An 18714-nucleotide genomic window follows, 5' to 3' on the forward strand; every position below is an offset into this window, starting at 1 on the left:
ATAAACCAGTACCTGGTCGCAACCTGGTTGAATGAACGGCAATGGATATCTCTGCCGATCTAGGCCTCGTCATCGGGCTCGGGGTCGCGTTCATTTCTTCGATATTCCTTTCGGCAGCCGAAACTGCGCTGCTCCGGATTTCGCCGATCCGGGCCCTAACTCTTGAAGCAGCCCACGGAGCGAGCGGCCGTCGGCTGGCAAGGCTCGTCTCAAGATTGCCAAACGTTTTGAACGCAGTGCTCCTCTGGGCCTTGCTGGCCCAGATTACCGCTGCCACACTCGCCGCAGTCATCGCCGATCGGTGGTTCGGGTCACTCGCCGTCAGCCTCGCATCGGTAGGCCTGACGGTCCTCCTGTTTATCTACGGTGAGGCGATTCCGAAGACCTACGCGGTCCGCCACCCGGATCGAGTCGGCCTGGTCATTGCTCTCCCGGTCCAGTGGCTGGAACTGAGCCTCCGACCGCTGGTTAGTGCTCTCCTCTGGATCGCCGACCTTCAGATGCCGGGCAAGGGAATCACAGCCGCTCCGACCGTGACGGAAGACGAACTTCGCCGTTTGGCGATCCGGGCGGCGCACGAGGGCGAAATTACCCCCGACGATGTGGATCTGATTGAACGAGCTTTTCGATTGGGAGATCGGAGGGCCGACGACATCATGGTTCCCAGACCTGACATCGTCTCGGTATCCTCCGACACCCCGGTGGACGAGGCGCTTGAGGTGTTGCTCGACTCGGGCCATCGGCGTCTACCGGTGTTCGACGTGTCGGAGGATGACATTGGTGCATTCGTGAAGCTGGCCGATCTGATCCGGGTTCCGTCCGATCGACGACCGGAGGTGACCGTCGGATCGATCGCCACCCAATGCCTGGTGGTACCGGCGTCCAATCGGGTTACCGAGCTGCTCGCGGGTATGCGGTCATCGGGCATTCACCTCGCAATCATCGTTGACGAATTTGGTGGCACAGACGGATTGGTAACGGTCGAGGACATCACGGAGGAGCTCATTGGCTCTCTGACTGGTGAAGAGCCCATCGTTCCGATCGGGCCCCACGCCTGGTCATTCGATGCCATGGTTCCGATCCAGGACCTAGCCGACTTGATCGGCGCCGAAGTTCTGGAGCAGGACGTCAATACCGTCGCCGGACTCGCCATGAAGCTGGCCGGCCAGATCCCAGCTATCGGGGACGAAGTCACATTCGGGAATTACGTGATCCGCGTCACAGGTCTGCGCAGGCGCCGAATTACCCGTGTCGAGATCAAGCGAGTCTCGGACCGGGGTTAGGGTCGGAGGACGGACGATCGAAGTGGGCTACCCGGCCGATTCTGCACCCGATCCGAACGGGGCGCCGACCGACTTCTGTACTACCGGAGGTCGATGATTTGCGGCGGATGACCGACGGACGCCAAGAAGCTCACGAGATCGTGCGGCGAGATGGCCGTGGTCTGATGATTGACCAACGGGTGGAAGTTCAATACTGATTCCGTCATCATCTTTTCGTCGAGGACCACCTCGACATCAGCCTTTACATCGTTGACGGCGGCAAACGGCGTGACCGCGCCGGGGCTAACGCCGAGGTAGGTCATCAAACGATCGGGGCTTCCAAACGAGACCCGGCCGGCGCCGATACGGGCGCCGAGGTCTTTGAGGTCGAGTTCTCGATCCTCAGGGCACACGACCAGCCACATCTTTCCCTTCTTGTTCCTCAAGAAGAGGTTCTTGCAGTGCCCGCCTGGCAACTCGCCCCGGAGGGCCTTTGAGTCCTCAACGGTGAAGAGTGGAGGATGCTCGAAGGTAGTTGTGCTGATATCGAGGGCCATCAGGTAGGCGAGCAAGTCTGGTGGCGTCATCGGACGTTGAAGTTCGGTAGTCATTCGCCACGGACTCTACTCTTGCCAGAGAGGGCATGAATGCACCGATCTCACCCGGCGGTGTCCCTCGATGCGGGTGTTTCTCTAGAACTCAATAACCGTCGTTCCGATTTGTGCGAACGTGCCCATCGCAGCCAGTTCCGCAGGGGCGTCGGCCAGGGCGATGGTTTTGCCGACCAGAGCGCCAGGGTCAACCTTTCCCGATGCTATGAGTTCAAAAATCTCCGGATAGCGGCTGGCCGGCATCCCGTGGCTGCCCAGGATCTCGAGCTCCAGGGAAATGACGCGGCTCATGGGAATTGGCAAATTCACACCCTCATCGATGACCAGTCCAATCTGGACATGCCGCCCCCGTTTGGCAAGGCAGCGAATGGAGTTCTGAGCGGTAACCGCCGCTCCAAGGGCATCAATGGAGATGTTGGCTCCCCCGCCCGTGATGGACCGGATCACATTCACCGGTTTGTCTCGGTTTCCGTTCACGACGGCGTCGGCGCCCAGGGCCGTCGCCAACTCAAGCTTGGCGTCGTCCAGGTCAACCGCCACCACGTTCGCACCCATGGCCTTGGCAATCTGGACCGCCGACAGGCCGACCCCGCCTGCCCCGTGCACTGCCACCCATTCGCCAGGTCGGACCCTGGCACGTTCGACGAGCCCTTGATACGCGGTCATGAAGCGACAGCCGAGAGCTGCCGCAGCGGTGAACTCGATGCTGTCGGGCAGCCGGACAACGTTGAAATCCGCTCCGGGAACCGCCACCACTTCGGCCATCGAACCCCAACCCGAGAAACCTGGTTGATATTCGTTGTCGCAGATATTTCCGTAACCCGATGTGCAAGGCCCACAAGTCCCGCACCCGCAAGAAAACGGGACCACCACGCGGTCTCCAGCGTTCCAAAGCGTGACCGCCGAACCAACCTCGCTGATGACCCCCGCCATCTCGTGGCCGGGAACGTGCGGCAAAGCGACGGTTGGATCATGGCCCATCCAGGCGTGCCAGTCACTTCGACAAACACCATTGGCGCGCACCTCGATCAGCACCCCGTCAGGTGCAACGACCGGTGGGGCGACCGACTCGACGGCCATGGATCCTCGGAACTCGCGATATACGACTGCCTGCATCATGTGTCGACCAACCATAATGCCGACTGCCTGACTCTGACCCCAGCTGCGGTTAGATTCGAGAAGATGCATATCGATCTTGACTTCGTCCGATCGCAATTCCCGGTCTTCGACTCGGCAACCAACTCTGATGCCTTCTTCGAGAATGCCGGCGGCTCCTACGCATGCCGCCAAACCATCGACGCGCTCACCACCTACTACACCCACACCAAAGTGCAGCCGTATGCCGAATATGCCGCTTCGGCCGCCGCCGGTGCCACCATGGACCTCTCTCGCCGGCGGTGGGCCGCTGCACTAGGCGTCGACGCCTCCGAGGTTCAGTTCGGCCCTTCGACTTCGATGAACACCTACGTCCTCGCCAACGCGTTTCGGGCGGTGCTCTCCCCCGGCGATGAAGTCATCGTCACAAATCAAGACCACGAGGCCAACACCGGGGCTATCCGACGAGCAGCCGAAGCCGCCGGAGCCACCCTCCTGGAATGGCGGACCGACCCGGCAAATGGTCTGCTCGACATCTCCGGCCTTGCGAACCTGCTGACCGACAACACCAGACTCGTGACGTTCCCACACTGCTCGAATATCGTCGGCCAAGAGAACGATGTTAAGGCGGTGACCGCCATGATCCACGAGGCCGGCGCCAGGGCCATCGTCGACGGGGTGTCATATGCGCCACACGGGTTTCCTGATCTCTCCGATCTTGATCCGGACGTCTATCTGTTCAGCTTGTACAAGACCTACTCCGTGCACCAGGGCCTCATGGTCGTGCGCCGCGGACTCATCGACGATCTCCCCAACCAGGGCCACTTCTTCAACGACGAACTGGCCAACAAGCGACTGACACCAGCCGGACCGGATCATGCACAGGAAGCGGCCGCTGGAGCGGTGCTCGACTACGTTGAGGCTTTCGCCAGACATCATGACATCGAAGGCGCGACCCTTCGAGCCACGGCCGCGGCCGTGTTAGACCTCTGGCAAGCAGCAGAAAACCGCCTATCCGGACCGGTACTCAGCTGGCTTGACGCCCACCCCCGAGTTCGTCTGATCGGCCCTCCCGAACCGGTGGGCCGACTACATCGAGCGCCGACGATTGCCTTCTCACCTACCGACAGGACCCCTCAAGAGGTGGCGACCGACCTGGTAGCCAGCGGGATCCAGATCAGCGCAGGCCACTACTACGGATACCGGGTCCTAGAGGGCGTCGGGCTCGATCCGAACCGCGGGGTCGTGCGGGCATCATTTGTCCATTACACATCGCCGTCCGATACGGAGGCTCTGATCGACGCACTCGATAGCGCCCTGCGATGACGTCATCGCGTGACGATCATGCCACTCAGACCAGACTTGTTTGGACCTTCTTCTCGGTAGTGGCCATCGGACAAACCGGATACATTCTGGCGGCCACCGTGGCCTCGTTGGCAGGCGGCGAGTTGGCGTCAACCCGGTGGAGCGGCCTCCCATCGGCTTTTGGGACCGCCGGGATTGCCCTCGGAGCGCTGTTGTTCACCTGGGTGGCAGGACGATTCGGACGAACGGTGTCATTCACTGCTGGATACGTCACCGCCGCGCTCGGTGCCGGAATCGCCGGATATGCGATCACGCAACGATCGTTTCCCACGCTGTTGGTCGGCGTCGTCATTCTCGGGCTTGGCCAAAGTAGCTCGAACCTGGCCCGATACGCGGCCGCCGACCTCCGGGCCGGTGGACGCCGGGCAACCACCATTGGCTTGTTGGTGTGGGCGGGCACCATCGGAGCGGTACTCGGTCCGCGAGGCCTGGCCCCGGCGGGCGAAGCGGCTGTGGCCCTCGGATTCGAGGACTTGGTTGGCCCGTACCTCGGTGGAGCCACCCTGTTCGCAGTCGGGGCAATTATCTTCGCGATCCTTCTGCGACCCGACCCGTCCAAACTGGCAGTACCCGATGACACCCTCCATATCGAGGCGAGCACCACAATCCGGACCCGATCGGAGCTTCTGAACACCAGCCAAACCCGGCTGGCACTCGTTTCGATGGCGCTCGGACAGGGGATCATGGTCATCGTCATGACCCAAACCCCGCTCCATCTGCGCCGGATCGGCGAAGGACTCGGCACAATCGGCAATGTCATGACTGCCCACACCCTCGGCATGTTTGCCATCGCCCCATTGACTGGTTGGCTCGTCAAGAGCCTCGGCACCCGGAAGATGATCGGCCTCGGGGCAGTCGTTCTCGCCGGAGCCTGTGGTCTGTCTTTCGTGGGAGCCGACCCATCGCGCACCACCCTGCTGCTCCCCGGTCTGCTCCTGCTCGGCATCGGATGGAATTTCACGTTTGTCGCCGGTAGCACGCATCTGATGACCGATCTCGCCTTTCAAGAACGGCTCAGCATTCAGGGTATCGGCGACACACTGACCTGGGTTGCGGGGGGAACCGCCAGTGTCGTTTCCGGTTTTGTCGTGAGTGGCACCTCATATTCCTGGCTCAGCTTGATCGGAGCCGCCCTTTCCCTGATTCCACTGGCTGCGCTGGTGCTCTGGCGGCACCGGGTTCTCGTGACGGCCTGACTCGATGGCCTTCGAATCACTTCCGTTCATCAGTCGAGATCGGCTCAATGATCTCCTGCCGATGATCGACGCCATCGATGCTTTGGATGGCGCCTTTTCAGCCGGAATCCCGGCGTTGCCCGTCCGAACCGTTCATGCCATCCCGGAGGGCCAACTGCTCATGATGCCGGCCTGGTCGGACCGTGGAATCGGAGTCAAGCTCATCACGTATAACCCTGAGAACGCCAGCCGGAACCAGCCGACGGTGCAAGGTGTATACGTCCTCTTCGAACCAGATACCGCATCGCCGCTTGCGGTATTTGACGGGTCGGCCATTACCGAATTGAGGACCGCAGCCGTGTCTGGCGTCGCCACGCGGCACTTGAGCAAGACGGATGCAACCCGACTGCTCGTATACGGATCCGGCGTCCAGGCCAGGAGCCATATCGCCGCCATGCGGGCGGTTCGAGCAATCGAGCTGGTTCAGATCGTGAGCGGAACCCCCGCCAACGCGGTTTCGCTCGCCGATGAACTCCGGCAGCGTGGAGTCGAGGCTCTGGCGGTCGATTCGCCCGGTCTGGTCGACGCCGACATCGTGTGTTTATGCACGACCAGTCCGACCCCGGTCATCAACGCCGGTCAACTGCCGTCGACTATTCACATCAACGCGATCGGTTCGTTTCAGCCGCACACCCGTGAGGTCGACTCGCGAACCGTCTCGGCGAGCACCGTCTATGTCGAAGATCGGGCGGCCGCTATGGAAGAAGCGGGCGACCTCATCATTCCGGAACAGGAGGGCGCGTGGGATCGCAACCTGATCGGTGCCGACCTTCATGAGCTAGTCAGTGGTCAAAAGGACGCCGGCGGCGGCCGCACGCTCTTCAAAGGCGTCGGCCTCGCCTATGAGGACCTGATCGTGGCCACAGCTGCCTATCAAGCATCCCGCTAGGACGTTCCGCGGGTCGGCAGTGCGCGACGCCTGCCTCCCGGCGGGTCCCCAGATTCAGTCTTGGTAACCTGCGCTGGTGAACATCTCCGCCCTGATCGACCAAATCGAAACCGCCCCCACTGGACCTGGCGTCGTGGCCTTTTTTGATATGGACGGAACCGTCCTGGCGGGCTTTACTGCTTTCGTATTCGCCCAGGATCGAATTCGACGCCCCGACCTGACCAATCTCGGTGTGGCCGCGGTAGCCGTTCGGTACCAGGCGGGGAACGCTTCATTCGAAGAACTACTCCAAGCTTCGACGAAGGCGATGGCAGGAATGTCGGTCGAGGAAATCGATGACCTGGCTGATCGGCTCTTTACGGAGACCATCGCGGCGATGATCTACCCGGAGGTCCGTCGACTTATCCGGGCTCATCAACGACAGGGGCATACGGTGGTGCTTCTCTCAGCTGCAACCACGATGCAAGCCCGACCGGTGGCCGAGTCCCTCGATGTCGACGACGTCATTTGCAACACCCTCGAAGTCGAGCATGGCCATGTGACCGGTGGTGTGGGGCAACCAATCATTTTCGGCGCCCAGAAGGCCACTGAAGCCACGGCATACGCGGAACGTATCAAGGCCTCCTTGGATGATGCCTTCTTCTACAGCGACGGATACGAGGACCTGCCGCTCCTCGACCTGGTCGGTCATCCCCAGCCACTCAATCCTGACAAGAAACTTCGCAAGGCTGCTGACGCACGTGGGTGGCTACCAACCGATTTTGAGAGTCGCGGCACGCCAACCAAGACCCAGATCGTCCGCACCATCCTGGCTCAAGCGAGCGTCCTGACTGCGGCAACCGCCGGACTGACGGCCGGACTCCTCAACCGGGATCGACGGCAGGCGATCAACCTGATGACCTCGACCTGGGGGGATCTGGCGGTGGCTTTGGCCGGGGTCAACCTCGACGTCAGCGGCGAAGCGCACTTGTGGTCCGACCGCCCGGCCGTCTTCATGTTCAACCACCAGAGCAATTTCGACGGTCTCCTGCTCATGAAATTGCTGCGGCGCGACGTGACCGCCGTCGCCAAGGAACAGCTCAAAGCCATGCCGTTTGTCGGGCAGGTGTTTGAGTTCGGTGACGTCATATTCATCAGCCGGTCAGATCATGACGCCGCGGTAGATGCCCTCCGCGAGGCGGCCACGCGCATCCGACAGGGCCTCAGCGTGGCGATCTCACCGGAGGGAACCCGACAAGTCACTCCACGCCTGGGAGTTTTCAAAAAGGGTGGGTTTCATCTTGCCATGGAAGCCGGGGTACCGATTGTCCCGATCGTCATCCACAACAGCCTCGACGTACTCCCCCGGGGGGCCCGCATCATGCGGTCCGCCACCGTGCGCGTTGACGTTCTTGAGCCGATCCCGACCGTCGACTGGACGGTCGATTCCTTGGCCGAACACGTTGAACGGGTTCGCCTCCAGTTTGCCGCCGCCTTGGAGTCCTAGTCCGGTCGAGCTTCGCCGCAGGCCCGAAGTGTCTGTCAACGCTCTCTAGTCGCGTTCACCGTGTCTCTCGGTGCCCTCAGGATGGGGTGGGGTATCGGAGCGGTGGCCGCCGGCTTCGAGGGCGGCGTCGATGGCGGCCAGATCGGCCAGGGTTGCCGAGGTAAGCTCTTTGTATATAGGATCGTGGCAAGATTGCTGTTCGTGCCTCGTCCTGGCATCCGGTTCAGGACCCCGATGCAAAGTGGTTCTGTAACATGTCTCGACTCTCCAAACTGCTACTGCTAGCGCTCTTTGCGGCTCTTGTGCTGGCGGCGTGCGGCGATAGTGGTACGACGGAAACAACTGACGCCCCCGCTCCCACCGGCATTCCCGCGGCTACAACCGAGGCACCGACGACCGAGCCACCAACGACCGGGCCACCGACAACGGATGCGTCAACCGACTTCTCCGCAGCCCAAACGCTGTTCGACCAATCGCTGCAGGGATGTGACCCCACCTACTTCGACGGTTCCACGACCGACCCCACCGTTGGTGGCGGGTTCACCGAAGAGGTGTCGCCGGGCGTCTACCGCTACGTCGATGCCGAGGGCACTGAACTGCTGGTCGACGTCAACGCCGGCGTGGTCACCGGCCCCGACGGGCCCGAAGGGCACATCGGCCAGTTCTATTCGTTCTGGTGCCCGCCCGAGGTCTTCGTCGGCACCGTTCTCGAAGGTGAAAACGGCGATGACGGGTTCGCTCAAGCCGCAGAGTTCTTCTTCACCAAGGCCCTACCAGCGTGCAATGCCTACTCACTGGAGATCGATGGCACCGAGCCCTTCGACGGCTCTGCCGACGACCCCACCGTGGGAGGCGAGTTCACCGAGGAAATGGACTCGGGCCATCCGGGCAGGCCCCCGCTCTACCTCTTCGTAGACAGCGCCGGGACAGAGTTACTGGTGGACGTCGCCGGCGAGATCGTCACCGGTATCGATGGAGAGGAAGGCGCCATGCCTCGTCCCTACGCCTTCTGGTGCTCACCCGAGGTCTTCGTGGGCACGCTCGATGAGTAGAGGAGGGCCTCTGGGTGGCCGCCGCCGTCGTGGGTTTGACCTTCACCGGAGTGATAGCCGCGGGTGTGCGTTAGTTTATGGGCTTCATGACCGACCAGATGGATGAATTACTGGCTGCGTACCAATTTGCCGATGCCGAGACACTCATCGAAACGCTGCCCGATGAAGATCGCGAATCCGCCACCAAACGCCTATCACTGGCCCGCTTGGCCTGCGAACCGGCGGCGCGCCGGCGAAGTAACGCCATCCAAGCCGCCGCTCGTAATCACAAGTTTGAGACGCTCCTCGAAATCGCCGACGATCCGCTGACCACTCCCTTGCTGTCCGTCTTGCCGATCGAACTCCAGGAGGCGGCCGATATTCAACTCTCCGCAGCCATCTCCTGGCGCGCCAGAAAGATCGAAGCTCACGTTCGGCGCCTCGAAGAAGCTGAAGATGCTCTCGCGGCGTTTGACCTTCCTCTCGCTCGGTCGCTCGTCGGTAGCATCGAAGATCGGTACCTGTCCGAAGCAGGCCGGGAGACCCGCGATCGGCTCCTGCTCGACATTGAAGCCCGCAGCATGGAAGCAGACGCCCTCGACGAAACGGCCAGACAGCTTGAAGCAGAACTTCGTCCGAAGAAGCCCAAACGATGGTGGCGGCGCTAACCGCCTGCCAATGACACCGGGATGTCCACGAGCTTCGCCCGCAAATACTCGCCGAGTCCCTTGGCCTGTGGGTCAAGGCGTAACGAGGAACTCACGCCGTCGCCCATGAGTCCGTGGATCACGAAATTGATCGCCCACAGGTTCGCCAGTTCATAACGATCGACCTCAAGTTGGTCTAGTTCCGGAAGTAGCTCCCTGAGCTGATCGGTGCTCAGAAACCCGGACAGCCAATCAAACCCGTCGGCGCCCCGGGCGAACACACCGAGATTGGCGGACCCTCCTTTGTCTCCGGAGCGGGTGCCCACCACGGTACCGAGAGGGAGGTGTTGCGTGCCGCCGCCACCCTGCCAGACACGCGGTCGGCTGGGCACGACGATCGTATCCCCTTTCACCGGCTCGGTCTCGCTCACTTCCAGGATTCGGTCCCCGATGGCGACCGTTTGCACAATCTGGTTGCGGTCGATGGAGGTGGGCCAATACCGGGCAAAAGGCGTCGCCCCGGTTGGCGGCATGAGCCCGAACATGCCGGGAATGCTCCCCAGTACCGTCTGAATGGCCGCATTCGAGAACGCCCGACCAACCCTGTCCTCGTCCGAGGAAGCAACGGATAGTTGCCAGAAGCTGACCGCCTGGGAATTGGTCGCCGGATTCTCGACGGCAGAACCGATCACCGACTCATCCACGTCATCGAAATCGGATGGTTCAAAGGGAATTGCGCGCCAAATCTGCTCATGAAGCAACGAGGCCTTGGATGGCTGGTTCAAACCGGTCATCCCAATCGTCATCACGTTGCGGTAACCGCCAGGAACCGACGCAGCCACTTTGAGGGTCTCCGGCGGGGCTTCGCCCCGAGCGCCCGAAACCTGGATCCGGTCGAGGTCGATTTGCTCGACCTCAAGGGTGTCAAAACGAGCGATCACGTCGGGGCCGAGATAGGCGGGGCTGCCGATTTCGTACAGGAGTTGACTGACGACTGTCTCCCGGGTCACCGCTCCGCCCGTCCCGGGGTGTTTCCCGATCATGGCGCTCCCGTCGTCGGCGATTTCGGCCCAAGGAAAGCCCGGGTATTCCAGGTCATCGAGCTCGGTGAAGAACGAGTAATTGCCTCCGGTCGCCTGGAGCCCACACTCAATGATGTGACCGGCCGCCACCGATCCCGCCAGCCGGTCGTAGTCGTGGCGATCCCAATCGTGCCACCAGGCGGCCGTGCCAGATACCAGCGCCGCGTCGGTAACTCGACCGGTAATGACGATGTCGGCTCCGCCCCTAAGCGCTTCGGTAATACCCCAACCGCCGAGGTATGCGTTAGCCGTGACAAAGGGGAGGTCTGGCTCACGACCGGTCTGGAGGTTCCTGAACAGCTCCCCTGCGGACTTGAGTCCTTCGAGTCGGTTGAGCAGGTTATCCCCGGTAATGGCCGCAACTACCGGGGTCAAGCCTTGTTCATTCGCCGCGCTGCGTACCGCTTCGGCACAACCGACGGGGTCGAGACCTCCGGCGTTGACGACCACTTTCACTCCATTGGCCATGACGAGGTCGAGAACCCCGGCGAGATCAGAAACGAAGCTTCTTGCATATCCTCCATCCGGGCTTCGCTGCCGGGTCCGTGCGAGGATGAGCATTGTCAACTCGGCCAGGTAGTCGCCAGTTAGAATATCGACTTTCCCACCCGTGAGCTGTTCCCGCATAGCCGACGGTCGATCACCAAAAAACCCGGAAACATTGGCGATCTTGACAGGCCTTCTCACGAGGTACCTTGGAAACGGGTCACGATGAGCACTGTAATCGGTGCGCCTCGGACCGGGTGTACCTTGATTGGCTCTCTACGCGGGATGCGCCCGTCTGACACTGCGAAACGCCAACACCAGGAAGAACAGCACCACCGGCACGATGGCCATCGTGGCCGATCCAGAGGTCTCGGCGTGGTAGCTGACAACCAGACCGACCACCACACTCAACCCGCCGATCACCGCACTGGTCATCATCATCGTGGGCACCCGCCTGACCAACAACGCCGCCGTAGCCGGCGGTCCAATGAGTAGGCCGAACACGAGGAGCGTGCCGACCGTTTGGAAAGACCCCACGATGGCGAAGGTGATCAGGCCCAGCAGTGCCGCGTTGGCGAGACCCGGACGCATATTGAGAAGCTTGGCCTTCTGATCATTGAACGCCAGAGCCAGAAACGGCCGGTACAACACGATTGAAGCCACAATGGCCACCCCGGCCAACAAGGCCAAGCCGACGAGATCGCCCTGAGTGACTCCGAGCGCATCTCCAAACAGCACCGTTGTCAAGCGGGTGGCATAGGTGGCTGTCTTCGAGATGAGAATCACCCCGAGCGCCAACATGCCTACAAACAGGAGGCCGATCCCTGTGTCCTCGTTGAAGGTGGTTTGCCGATGGACCAGGTTGATCCCCCCAATCATGACAAGAGCGGCCAAGGCTGCGCCGACCAGCACGTTGAAATCGAACAGAATGGCCAGGGCGATACCGGGCACTACCCCATGCACCAGCGCATCGCCTAGGAACGACATACCTCGCAGAACGACCCAGGTCCCGACGACGGCCATCGCAACCGCGGCCAGAACCCCACCTATCAGGGCGCGTTGTTGGAAGCCCAGTGCAAACGGTTCAAGGAACCAGCCAATCATGGAGTTTGCTCCTGTCCATCTCCGAGGCCGGCCACGATACGTTCGGCGTCCACGAGCAGGAGCGAGATGAGCGTGTCACCTGGTTTGCCGGCGGGCGCCAGCGAGGCACCGAGCAAATCGACAACCGTGATCGGCGAGTTCGTCTCGGACGCGATCGCCATCGCCAATTTATCGGACTCGGTCGTTTCCACGAACAGGGCCGGAACACCGAGTTCGTCAATCAACTTGACGAGGTCGGCGAGCTCCGCGGACGACGGGTTGGCAAGCGTGGACCCGCCAGGGATGATCACACCAACGATCTCCAAACCGTATCGATCGGCAAAATACCCGAATGCGTCGTGATTGGTGACCATCACTCGGCGATCCGCTGGCAGCCCAGCCATTAGCGAGGCGATGGTCCGGTCTGTCTCGATGAGCTGATCGGCATAGCTTTGAGCGCTCACCTTCCAATCGAGGGTCCCGTCTCGAGCAGCCAGAGCATCAGCTACCAGAAGCGCCGCATCAGCCATGCGGAGCGGGTCCATCCAAACGTGTGGATCAGGTTGGCCATCGGGAAAACTGCGGGGATTCAGCAATGGGCCAAGTTCGACAACAGGCACCCCCTCAGCGGCGGCTGCGGCGAGAGTGTCCATGACCGTGGCCTCAAGCCCAAGACCGATCGCAACCACCAGGTCGGCTTCCCTCAGTTGGGCAACCTGCTTGCCTGTCAACTGGAACTCGTGTGGATCGGCTCCCAAGGGCATCAAAAGCTCCACTTGAGCCCGGTCACCGACCACGTTTTCGACCAGGTCAGCGACTACCGAGGTGGTGGCGACAATGGTTATCTGGCCGGACGGAACGACCGGGTTCGTCGAGCAAGCCCCCACCAGCAGGCCAAACAGGACGAACGCTCTCAAAAACTTGTGGAAAATGATAATGATTCCTATTCTCGCCTCAACGATACCCACAGGACAGGCCCGTGGCAAACACTGAACAACTCATCATGCAGCGTCTGGGTGAGACCGGAATTCGCTACTCGGCGGGTCGTAAAGCCCTCATTCGGGCCTTATCCAAGGCCGACGGCCCGCGATCGGCTGCCGAACTCTACGAAGACCTCGGGCGAACGATTCCCTTGTCTTCGTTGTACCGATCGCTGGCAATTCTCGACAAGACCGAAGTGCTCAGTCCCCATCATGGGATCAAGGGCGTCACTCGATACGAGTTGGCCGAGTGGCTGACCGGCCATCATCACCATCTTGTCTGCATCTCGTGTGGGACCGTCGACGACATAACTCCCCCGCCTGATCTCGAAGCGGACCTCGAGTCCGTGGTCAAATCCCTGACAAACTCAGGGCGTTTCTTCCCCAGGGGGCACGCCCTCGAGATCGAGGGCATCTGTTCGGAGTGCGCATGAACCCGGCAGTATCCGGTCAAGATGTAAGTGTTCGCTACGGCCCCAATGTCGCATTGGCCTCATCGAGCTTCTCGATTCCGTCCGGGATGGTTACCACGTTGATCGGGCCGAACGGTTCGGGAAAATCAACGCTGCTGAACCTGATAGCCGGGCTGGTGGAGCCGAGCTCCGGGTCGATACGGCTCCATGGGGACGAACCTCCGCGCCTTTCATACGTGCTGCAAAGCACCAAGGTCAATGAAGCATTGCCAGTCACGGTCGCTGAGATCGTCGCCATGGGCCGGTATTCCAACGCCGGCCTACTGGGTCGCTTTAACGAGACCGACCGCGCGGCGATCGAGAAAGCCATGCAACGGATGGATATCGAGAGCCTGGCGGGACGGCACCTTGCCGAGCTGTCAGGAGGCCAACGCCAACGCGTGTTCGTCGCTCAGGGCCTCGCCCAGCCGCACGATCTACTCCTCCTCGATGAACCGCTGACCGGCCTCGACCTACCCTCGGCCCAGGCGATTGATTTGGTAATCCATGACGAACAGAGTCATGGGTGCACGGTGATCATGACGACGCACGACCTCGCGGAAGCTCAAGCCTCCAATTGGGTGGTGCTTCTCTCTGGCCGGGTGATTGCCTGCGGGCCGCCCTCCGAGGTCCTGACGCAAGAACATCTCAGCGCCGCCTACGGTTCGCTACATATCGAAGGTGACCAGGTGTTCGTGGATGATCCCGCTCATCGTCCAGCCGACGCCCGCCACCATCATGGTGAGCGGCTCATCCATACTGAGGTCGACCGGTCTGACTTGCACGGCTAGCCGGCGGTACGATGGGGGCATGTGCAGAAGCATCCAAACCCTCCATAATTTCGAACCGCCCGCCACGTCTGAAGAAGTTCGGGCCGCCGCAACACAGTATGTTCGCAAACTCAGCGGCTCACGATCCCCGTCCCGAGCCAACGCCGAGGTGTTCGAACAGGCGATCGCAGAGGTTGCTGCCGCCACCGAGCGTATGCTCGGGCGATTGGTCACCACGGCCGCTCCTCGAAATCGCGAAATTGAGGCCGCCAAGGCTAGGGAGCGGGCCGCTCTAAGCCGCTAACCCGGCCTACACGGTGTACGAGTCGTTCCAGTCGAGAGGGATCAGTTCGATCCCGGCGCTCTTCAACGCTCCAGACGCCATATGGCGGGCAGTCTGGCGACCCGACTCGGACAGGTAGAAGTCATGAATCGGTATGACCTGGAAGGGCGCCACTCGCTTGGCGAAAGCCACCGCCCCGGTCATCGATCCCCACGGCATCAGGCAGGGCAGCGCCAGAATCGGAGCCGTGAGATTCGGATCGTGGCTGTCTCCCGGATGGGTGAGGACCCCGTCGATCGTCCAGCTACGGTTCGGAGGTCGGGCCCCGTTCGGGAGCATTTCGTGGAGCACATCCTCGGAAGTCACGCCGTTCGGGTTACTCATCACGACCTCGATGTCGTGGGGTACAAGGAGATCGGCGACAGCCTGGTTACCGAATACCTCGACGTCCTCGCCCCTATCAATGAGCCATCTCACGAACTCGGGTTTCACATGATCTGCATGTTCGTGGGTGATGAGCACCCGCTGAACCTCCCCAAGGTCGTCGAGGTCCACGAAATCGGTATCGAACGTAAAGAACCCCGGATCAAAAAGCGTAGTGCCCTCTTCGGTAGCAACCGTGAGACAGGAATCGGCGAGTCTGCTGATGATGGTCATAGCTTGAACTTAGCCGACGAGACACAAAAATGGGATGCGGCAGGTGTGAGTGACCCGGGCGTCGGGCGACGGGGCGACAATGCGCCCCTCATAGGAGCACTAGTGTTGCCCGCCATGGTGGCTGAGCAACCCGCGGTAGAAGTGACGGATGTAGATGTCGTTCGTTCCGGCAACAAACTGCTGAGCGACATCTCGTGGACGATTCAAGCGCACGAGCGGTGGGTCTTGTTCGGCCCGAACGGCTGTGGCAAAACAACGCTCCTCCAGGTGGTCTCGTCATATCTGTTTCCAACGCGTGGCAGAGTCACGGTGCTCGGTACCACCCTTGGCGAGTCCGACGTACGCGAACTTCGCAAACGGATCGGGTACGTCGGCCCCACCCCGGCCCATCTCGTACGCGAGGGGTATGACTGCCTCGAGATCGTGGTCACCGGTAAACATGCCTCGTTCGTCGATACACGATGGCATACGTATGAACAGGAAGACTTCGACCGGGCCGTTCAGCTGATCGAGTCCCTTGGCGCAGGATCGTTCGTTCACCGGACCTTTGACACCATGTCCGAGGGCGAGAAGAAGCGCATTCTGATTGCCAGGGCACTCATGGCCAAGCCGGAGCTTCTTCTCCTCGACGAGCCAAACGCCGGGCTCGACCTCGGCGCTCGAGAACGTCTCGTTCGGTCGCTCGACCAACTTGGCCGCGATGCCGGCATCCCCATGGTGCTCGTCACCCATCACGTCGACGATATTCCTGCGTCGTTCACGCACATCATCATGCTTAATGGCGGCGAAATCGTCGCCTCCGGTCCGATCGAGACCACGTTGACTTCCGATGCCGTGTCTGAGACGTTCGGGATGCCGCTAACGGTGTCAACCGAGAACGGCCGGTGGCGGGCAACCGCCCCGCCTGACTAGTACTGTTTCAGCCATGCTGCCTCAGTTCTTTTTTCGGTGGGCTTCGAGACTCCGACTGCCCTGGCTGACCGCCGTGGTCGGCTTCCTGTTCATTGCCGATTTGCTTATACCCGACTTCATCCCGCTTGCCGACGAACTGGCATTGGGACTGGCCACGACCTTGCTCGTGCGTTGGAAGAAGGAACGTCGCTCCGGAGAACCCATCGATGTCCGAGAAGTTCCTCCGCCGACTCCCGGGTCCTAGCAGTACGACGGACTTCTCGTGGCTACGGTCCGTCATGACTGCCGGCTCCAACCCGAAGCCCACCAACGCGGACCCGATCGGCGCGCCGGCTGACTGACCTAGAATCACGCTTCGACGTTGTATCTCAGGAGATGCGCACCGTGCTCACCGTTCTTTCGCCGGCCAAGACCCTTGATTACGAGTCAAGACTGCCGACCAGGAAATTCTCGGTCCCACGCATGACGGACGAAATCAGTGAACTGGTGGGGGTGATGACAACCAAGACACCGGCGGATCTTCGCACCCTCATGGACATTTCCGATGAACTGGCTCAGCTCAACCACGAGCGATTCCAACTCTTTGAGACCGAATTCAACCGGTCGAACAGTCGTCCCGCCATCATCGCCTTCAAAGGTGACGTCTACCAGGGCTTGAACGTCAGCGAGTTCGGGGAAAGAGACTTCACTTACGCCCAGAAGCATCTGCGCATCCTGTCTGGCCTGTACGGCGTCCTGCGACCGCTCGATCTCATGCAGCCGTATCGGTTGGAGATGGGCACGGCACTTGAGACCGAACGTGGCAAAGACCTATACGAGTACTGGGGAACCCGAATTACCGACTCCCTCAATGCAGACCTGGCCAGGTACCGGACCAAAGTGCTCATCAACCTGGCCTCCAAGGAGTATTTCATCTCGGTCCGCACCGATGAACTCGACGCCAAAGTGGTCAGCCCGGTATTCCGGGATTTCAATCGGGGTGAATACCGAATCATTTCATTCTTTGCAAAGCGGGCTCGTGGCGAGATGGCCGCCTGGATGATCCGGAACAAGGTGACTTCGGTGAAGGGTCTCCGGTCCTTTAACGGGATGGGCTATGAATACAGCCCTGGTCTCTCCACGACGAGCAATCCAACGTTTGTTCGTGGAGCAGCCTGAAACGACCAACCGCCCAACGAGGAGAGATTCGTCGGGCGGCATGAGGGCCGGAGGAGGTGGCCCGTGGTCTTGTTTGCTTGTGTCAAATATCATCGGTCCGGTTAGGCAGGGCCTGAAGGATTTCTAAGATTTCGATGAGTATGCATTGGGCGGAATTTTCAAGTATTTCAGCCGAGTTGGCGACTGGCGTTCGAGCTCGGTTCGAAGCGAACCTGCACCATGTGATCGCAACGCTCGGACGCGGCGGTTCTCCCCGGGCGAGTGGCACCGAAGTACGCTGGTGGAACGAGGACATATGGCTCGGCTCGATGCCAGGATCCCGAAAAGGCACCGACCTCAAACGTGACCCGAGGTACTCGATCCACAGTCATCCCGACACAAGCGAACTTCTCGACGGAGACGCCAAGCTCGCCGGCACCGTGGAACTCGTCGACGACGCAACCACACGGCAGGCGTACTCAGCCTTCATCGAACACCCCGGAGGCGATCCGTATGACCTGTTCCGACTCACGGTCTCATCTGCGTCGCTCGTCAAGGTCTCCGACGACCAGACACACCTCGTGATCACGTCTTGGACAGAAACGACAGGAACCATGACTATCGACCGGTACTAACCAGCCGTCGATCATGGGAGAACCTTGGGCGCCCGGACCTAGTGGTGGAGACGTTGACGGACGAGGTGGACGATCCCGCCGACGACGATGGCACAGGCAGCCGAAAACAGCCCGATCAACAGGAACGGAAACACGCGGGTGTTCAACGGTTCGGCTCCCGAATAGCCAAATGCCATGAATCCAAACCCCAATGTCAGTCCATAGGCGCCGAGGCGAAGCATTTTCGAATTGCGGGAACCAGGCACATTGCCCAGAGCCACGTTGCCGATCCCCCAGATTGCCAGGTTCCAGGCACCGAGTCCTGAAAGCGGAGACGCGCTGACGAAGCCAAGTAGCGATCCAACCGCGATGGCTACCAAGAGCCAGAAGGTCTGTTTCCCTTTCATCGCCCTCTGCTCAGTCGTGAGTCACTGTCGCGAGATCGTGGTAATCCTCGCGACCAAAGAGATATTCGCGCCGTCCATCGTCGATGGATGTGATTCCTCCAAACGGTTCTACTGACACCACGACAGTCTTGCCTCGCCGGTCTCATATTTGCCATCGGTCGATTGGTTCAACGCTCCCCTGGGTCGGTCTCTTCTCAAGGATGCAGCGACGTCACGGACTGCCCTCTCGG

Annotated in this window: 21 protein-coding genes; 14 read left to right on the forward strand and 7 right to left on the reverse strand. The window is 60.9% G+C overall.

What is annotated here, in order from left to right; genetic code table 11:
• The first annotated feature begins 41 nt into the window (after positions 1–41).
• Positions 42–1283 carry an HlyC/CorC family transporter gene (locus JJE47_15235; protein MBK5268773.1) on the forward strand — a complete coding sequence of 414 codons (1242 nt, stop codon included), beginning with the start codon at positions 42–44 and terminating at the stop codon, positions 1281–1283.
• A gap of 80 nt (positions 1284–1363) precedes the next feature.
• Here the strand turns inward: JJE47_15235 and JJE47_15240 are convergent, their stop codons facing one another.
• Together JJE47_15240 and JJE47_15245 are read right to left on the reverse strand one after the other, a co-directional pair.
• On the reverse strand, positions 1364–1873 hold the full coding sequence (locus JJE47_15240) for a prolyl-tRNA synthetase associated domain-containing protein (GenBank protein ID MBK5268774.1): 510 nt from the start codon (positions 1871–1873) through the stop codon (positions 1364–1366).
• An 81-nt stretch (positions 1874–1954) separates the two neighbouring features.
• Positions 1955–2989 (reverse strand): zinc-dependent alcohol dehydrogenase family protein, encoded by a 1035-nt coding sequence (locus JJE47_15245; protein MBK5268775.1) that lies wholly within the window; start codon positions 2987–2989, stop codon positions 1955–1957.
• Positions 2990–3055: 66 nt separating this feature from the next.
• Between JJE47_15245 and JJE47_15250 the strand changes: the two genes are divergently transcribed.
• From JJE47_15250 to JJE47_15275, 6 genes are all read left to right on the forward strand, one after another.
• Positions 3056–4294 (forward strand): aminotransferase class V-fold PLP-dependent enzyme, encoded by a 1239-nt coding sequence (locus JJE47_15250; protein ID MBK5268776.1) that lies wholly within the window; start codon positions 3056–3058, stop codon positions 4292–4294.
• Positions 4291–5529 carry an MFS transporter gene (locus tag JJE47_15255; GenBank protein MBK5268777.1) on the forward strand — a complete coding sequence of 413 codons (1239 nt, stop codon included), beginning with the start codon at positions 4291–4293 and terminating at the stop codon, positions 5527–5529. Before JJE47_15250 ends, JJE47_15255 begins: the two co-directional genes overlap by 4 nt.
• A gap of 4 nt (positions 5530–5533) precedes the next feature.
• Complete coding sequence (locus tag JJE47_15260) at positions 5534–6457, forward strand: ornithine cyclodeaminase family protein (protein ID MBK5268778.1); 924 nt, start codon at positions 5534–5536, stop codon at positions 6455–6457.
• A gap of 76 nt (positions 6458–6533) precedes the next feature.
• Positions 6534–7943, forward strand: a complete 1410-nt coding sequence (locus JJE47_15265) for an HAD-IB family hydrolase (protein ID MBK5268779.1) — start codon at positions 6534–6536, stop codon at positions 7941–7943.
• Between the two features lie 254 nt (positions 7944–8197).
• Positions 8198–8995, forward strand: a complete 798-nt coding sequence (locus JJE47_15270) for a hypothetical protein (protein ID MBK5268780.1) — start codon at positions 8198–8200, stop codon at positions 8993–8995.
• An 86-nt stretch (positions 8996–9081) separates the two neighbouring features.
• On the forward strand, positions 9082–9642 hold the full coding sequence (locus JJE47_15275) for a hypothetical protein (protein ID MBK5268781.1): 561 nt from the start codon (positions 9082–9084) through the stop codon (positions 9640–9642).
• Here the strand turns inward: JJE47_15275 and JJE47_15280 are convergent.
• From JJE47_15280 to JJE47_15290, 3 genes are all read right to left on the reverse strand, one after another.
• Positions 9639–11390 carry a DUF1446 domain-containing protein gene (locus tag JJE47_15280; GenBank protein MBK5268782.1) on the reverse strand — a complete coding sequence of 584 codons (1752 nt, stop codon included), beginning with the start codon at positions 11388–11390 and terminating at the stop codon, positions 9639–9641. The two genes, JJE47_15275 and JJE47_15280, sit on opposite strands and share 4 nt — an antisense overlap.
• Positions 11391–11465: 75 nt before the next feature.
• Positions 11466–12293 (reverse strand): metal ABC transporter permease, encoded by an 828-nt coding sequence (locus JJE47_15285; protein ID MBK5268783.1) that lies wholly within the window; start codon positions 12291–12293, stop codon positions 11466–11468.
• Positions 12290–13189: a zinc ABC transporter substrate-binding protein gene (locus JJE47_15290; GenBank protein ID MBK5268784.1), complete on the reverse strand. Its 900-nt coding sequence runs from the start codon at positions 13187–13189 to the stop codon at positions 12290–12292. Before JJE47_15290 ends, JJE47_15285 begins: the two co-directional genes overlap by 4 nt.
• Positions 13190–13251: 62 nt before the next feature.
• Here JJE47_15290 and JJE47_15295 point away from each other — a divergent pair, with 62 nt between their 5' ends.
• The 3 genes from JJE47_15295 to JJE47_15305 are packed head-to-tail and all read left to right on the forward strand — an operon-like array spanning position 13252 to position 14778.
• Entirely contained in the window at positions 13252–13686 is a 435-nt protein-coding gene (locus tag JJE47_15295) for a transcriptional repressor (protein MBK5268785.1), read from the forward strand.
• On the forward strand, positions 13683–14495 hold the full coding sequence (locus JJE47_15300) for a metal ABC transporter ATP-binding protein (GenBank protein MBK5268786.1): 813 nt from the start codon (positions 13683–13685) through the stop codon (positions 14493–14495). The genes JJE47_15295 and JJE47_15300 overlap by 4 nt, the downstream gene beginning before the upstream one ends.
• A gap of 19 nt (positions 14496–14514) precedes the next feature.
• The gene (locus tag JJE47_15305; GenBank protein MBK5268787.1) at positions 14515–14778 is read left to right on the forward strand and encodes a DUF2277 domain-containing protein; all 264 of its coding nucleotides are present in this window, start codon (positions 14515–14517) and stop codon (positions 14776–14778) included.
• 6 nt (positions 14779–14784) lie between these two features.
• Here the strand turns inward: JJE47_15305 and JJE47_15310 are convergent, their stop codons facing one another.
• The gene (locus tag JJE47_15310) at positions 14785–15414 is read right to left on the reverse strand and encodes an MBL fold metallo-hydrolase (GenBank protein MBK5268788.1); all 630 of its coding nucleotides are present in this window, start codon (positions 15412–15414) and stop codon (positions 14785–14787) included.
• 114 nt (positions 15415–15528) lie between these two features.
• On the opposite strand from JJE47_15310, the gene JJE47_15315 reads away from it, so the two are divergent.
• The 4 genes from JJE47_15315 (at position 15529) to JJE47_15330 (ending at position 18098) form a co-directional block, all read left to right on the forward strand.
• A complete protein-coding gene (locus JJE47_15315; protein ID MBK5268789.1) occupies positions 15529–16326 on the forward strand; it encodes an ABC transporter ATP-binding protein in 798 nt (265 codons plus the stop codon).
• Between the two features lie 13 nt (positions 16327–16339).
• A complete protein-coding gene (locus tag JJE47_15320) occupies positions 16340–16570 on the forward strand; it encodes a hypothetical protein (GenBank protein MBK5268790.1) in 231 nt (76 codons plus the stop codon).
• A 140-nt stretch (positions 16571–16710) separates the two neighbouring features.
• On the forward strand, positions 16711–17484 hold the full coding sequence (yaaA, locus tag JJE47_15325; protein ID MBK5268791.1) for a peroxide stress protein YaaA: 774 nt from the start codon (positions 16711–16713) through the stop codon (positions 17482–17484).
• 140 nt (positions 17485–17624) lie between these two features.
• Positions 17625–18098 (forward strand): pyridoxamine 5'-phosphate oxidase family protein, encoded by a 474-nt coding sequence (locus JJE47_15330; GenBank protein MBK5268792.1) that lies wholly within the window; start codon positions 17625–17627, stop codon positions 18096–18098.
• Between the two features lie 38 nt (positions 18099–18136).
• Here JJE47_15330 and JJE47_15335 read toward each other — a convergent pair whose 3' ends face one another.
• Positions 18137–18484: a hypothetical protein gene (locus JJE47_15335; protein ID MBK5268793.1), complete on the reverse strand. Its 348-nt coding sequence runs from the start codon at positions 18482–18484 to the stop codon at positions 18137–18139.
• Between the last annotated feature and the right edge of the window lie 230 nt (positions 18485–18714).

Source organism: Acidimicrobiia bacterium (assembly GCA_016650365.1).
GTDB lineage: Bacteria > Actinomycetota > Acidimicrobiia > Spongiisociales > JAENVV01 > JAENVV01.

Coding starts and splice junctions, on each gene's coding strand:
- JJE47_15260 (MBK5268778.1), top strand. CDS start 5,534: ATGGCCTTCGAATCACTTCCGTTCATCAGTCGAGATCGGCTCAATGAT.
- JJE47_15310 (MBK5268788.1), bottom strand. CDS start 15,414: ATGACCATCATCAGCAGACTCGCCGATTCCTGTCTCACGGTTGCTACC.
- JJE47_15335 (MBK5268793.1), bottom strand. CDS start 18,484: ATGAAAGGGAAACAGACCTTCTGGCTCTTGGTAGCCATCGCGGTTGGA.
- JJE47_15330 (MBK5268792.1), top strand. CDS start 17,625: ATGCATTGGGCGGAATTTTCAAGTATTTCAGCCGAGTTGGCGACTGGC.
- JJE47_15255 (MBK5268777.1), top strand. CDS start 4,291: ATGACGTCATCGCGTGACGATCATGCCACTCAGACCAGACTTGTTTGG.
- JJE47_15305 (MBK5268787.1), top strand. CDS start 14,515: ATGTGCAGAAGCATCCAAACCCTCCATAATTTCGAACCGCCCGCCACG.
- JJE47_15240 (MBK5268774.1), bottom strand. CDS start 1,873: ATGACTACCGAACTTCAACGTCCGATGACGCCACCAGACTTGCTCGCC.
- JJE47_15235 (MBK5268773.1), top strand. CDS start 42: ATGGATATCTCTGCCGATCTAGGCCTCGTCATCGGGCTCGGGGTCGCG.
- JJE47_15300 (MBK5268786.1), top strand. CDS start 13,683: ATGAACCCGGCAGTATCCGGTCAAGATGTAAGTGTTCGCTACGGCCCC.
- JJE47_15320 (MBK5268790.1), top strand. CDS start 16,340: ATGCTGCCTCAGTTCTTTTTTCGGTGGGCTTCGAGACTCCGACTGCCC.
- JJE47_15275 (MBK5268781.1), top strand. CDS start 9,082: ATGACCGACCAGATGGATGAATTACTGGCTGCGTACCAATTTGCCGAT.
- JJE47_15315 (MBK5268789.1), top strand. CDS start 15,529: ATGGTGGCTGAGCAACCCGCGGTAGAAGTGACGGATGTAGATGTCGTT.
- JJE47_15245 (MBK5268775.1), bottom strand. CDS start 2,989: ATGCAGGCAGTCGTATATCGCGAGTTCCGAGGATCCATGGCCGTCGAG.
- JJE47_15270 (MBK5268780.1), top strand. CDS start 8,198: ATGTCTCGACTCTCCAAACTGCTACTGCTAGCGCTCTTTGCGGCTCTT.
- JJE47_15250 (MBK5268776.1), top strand. CDS start 3,056: ATGCATATCGATCTTGACTTCGTCCGATCGCAATTCCCGGTCTTCGAC.
- JJE47_15285 (MBK5268783.1), bottom strand. CDS start 12,293: ATGATTGGCTGGTTCCTTGAACCGTTTGCACTGGGCTTCCAACAACGC.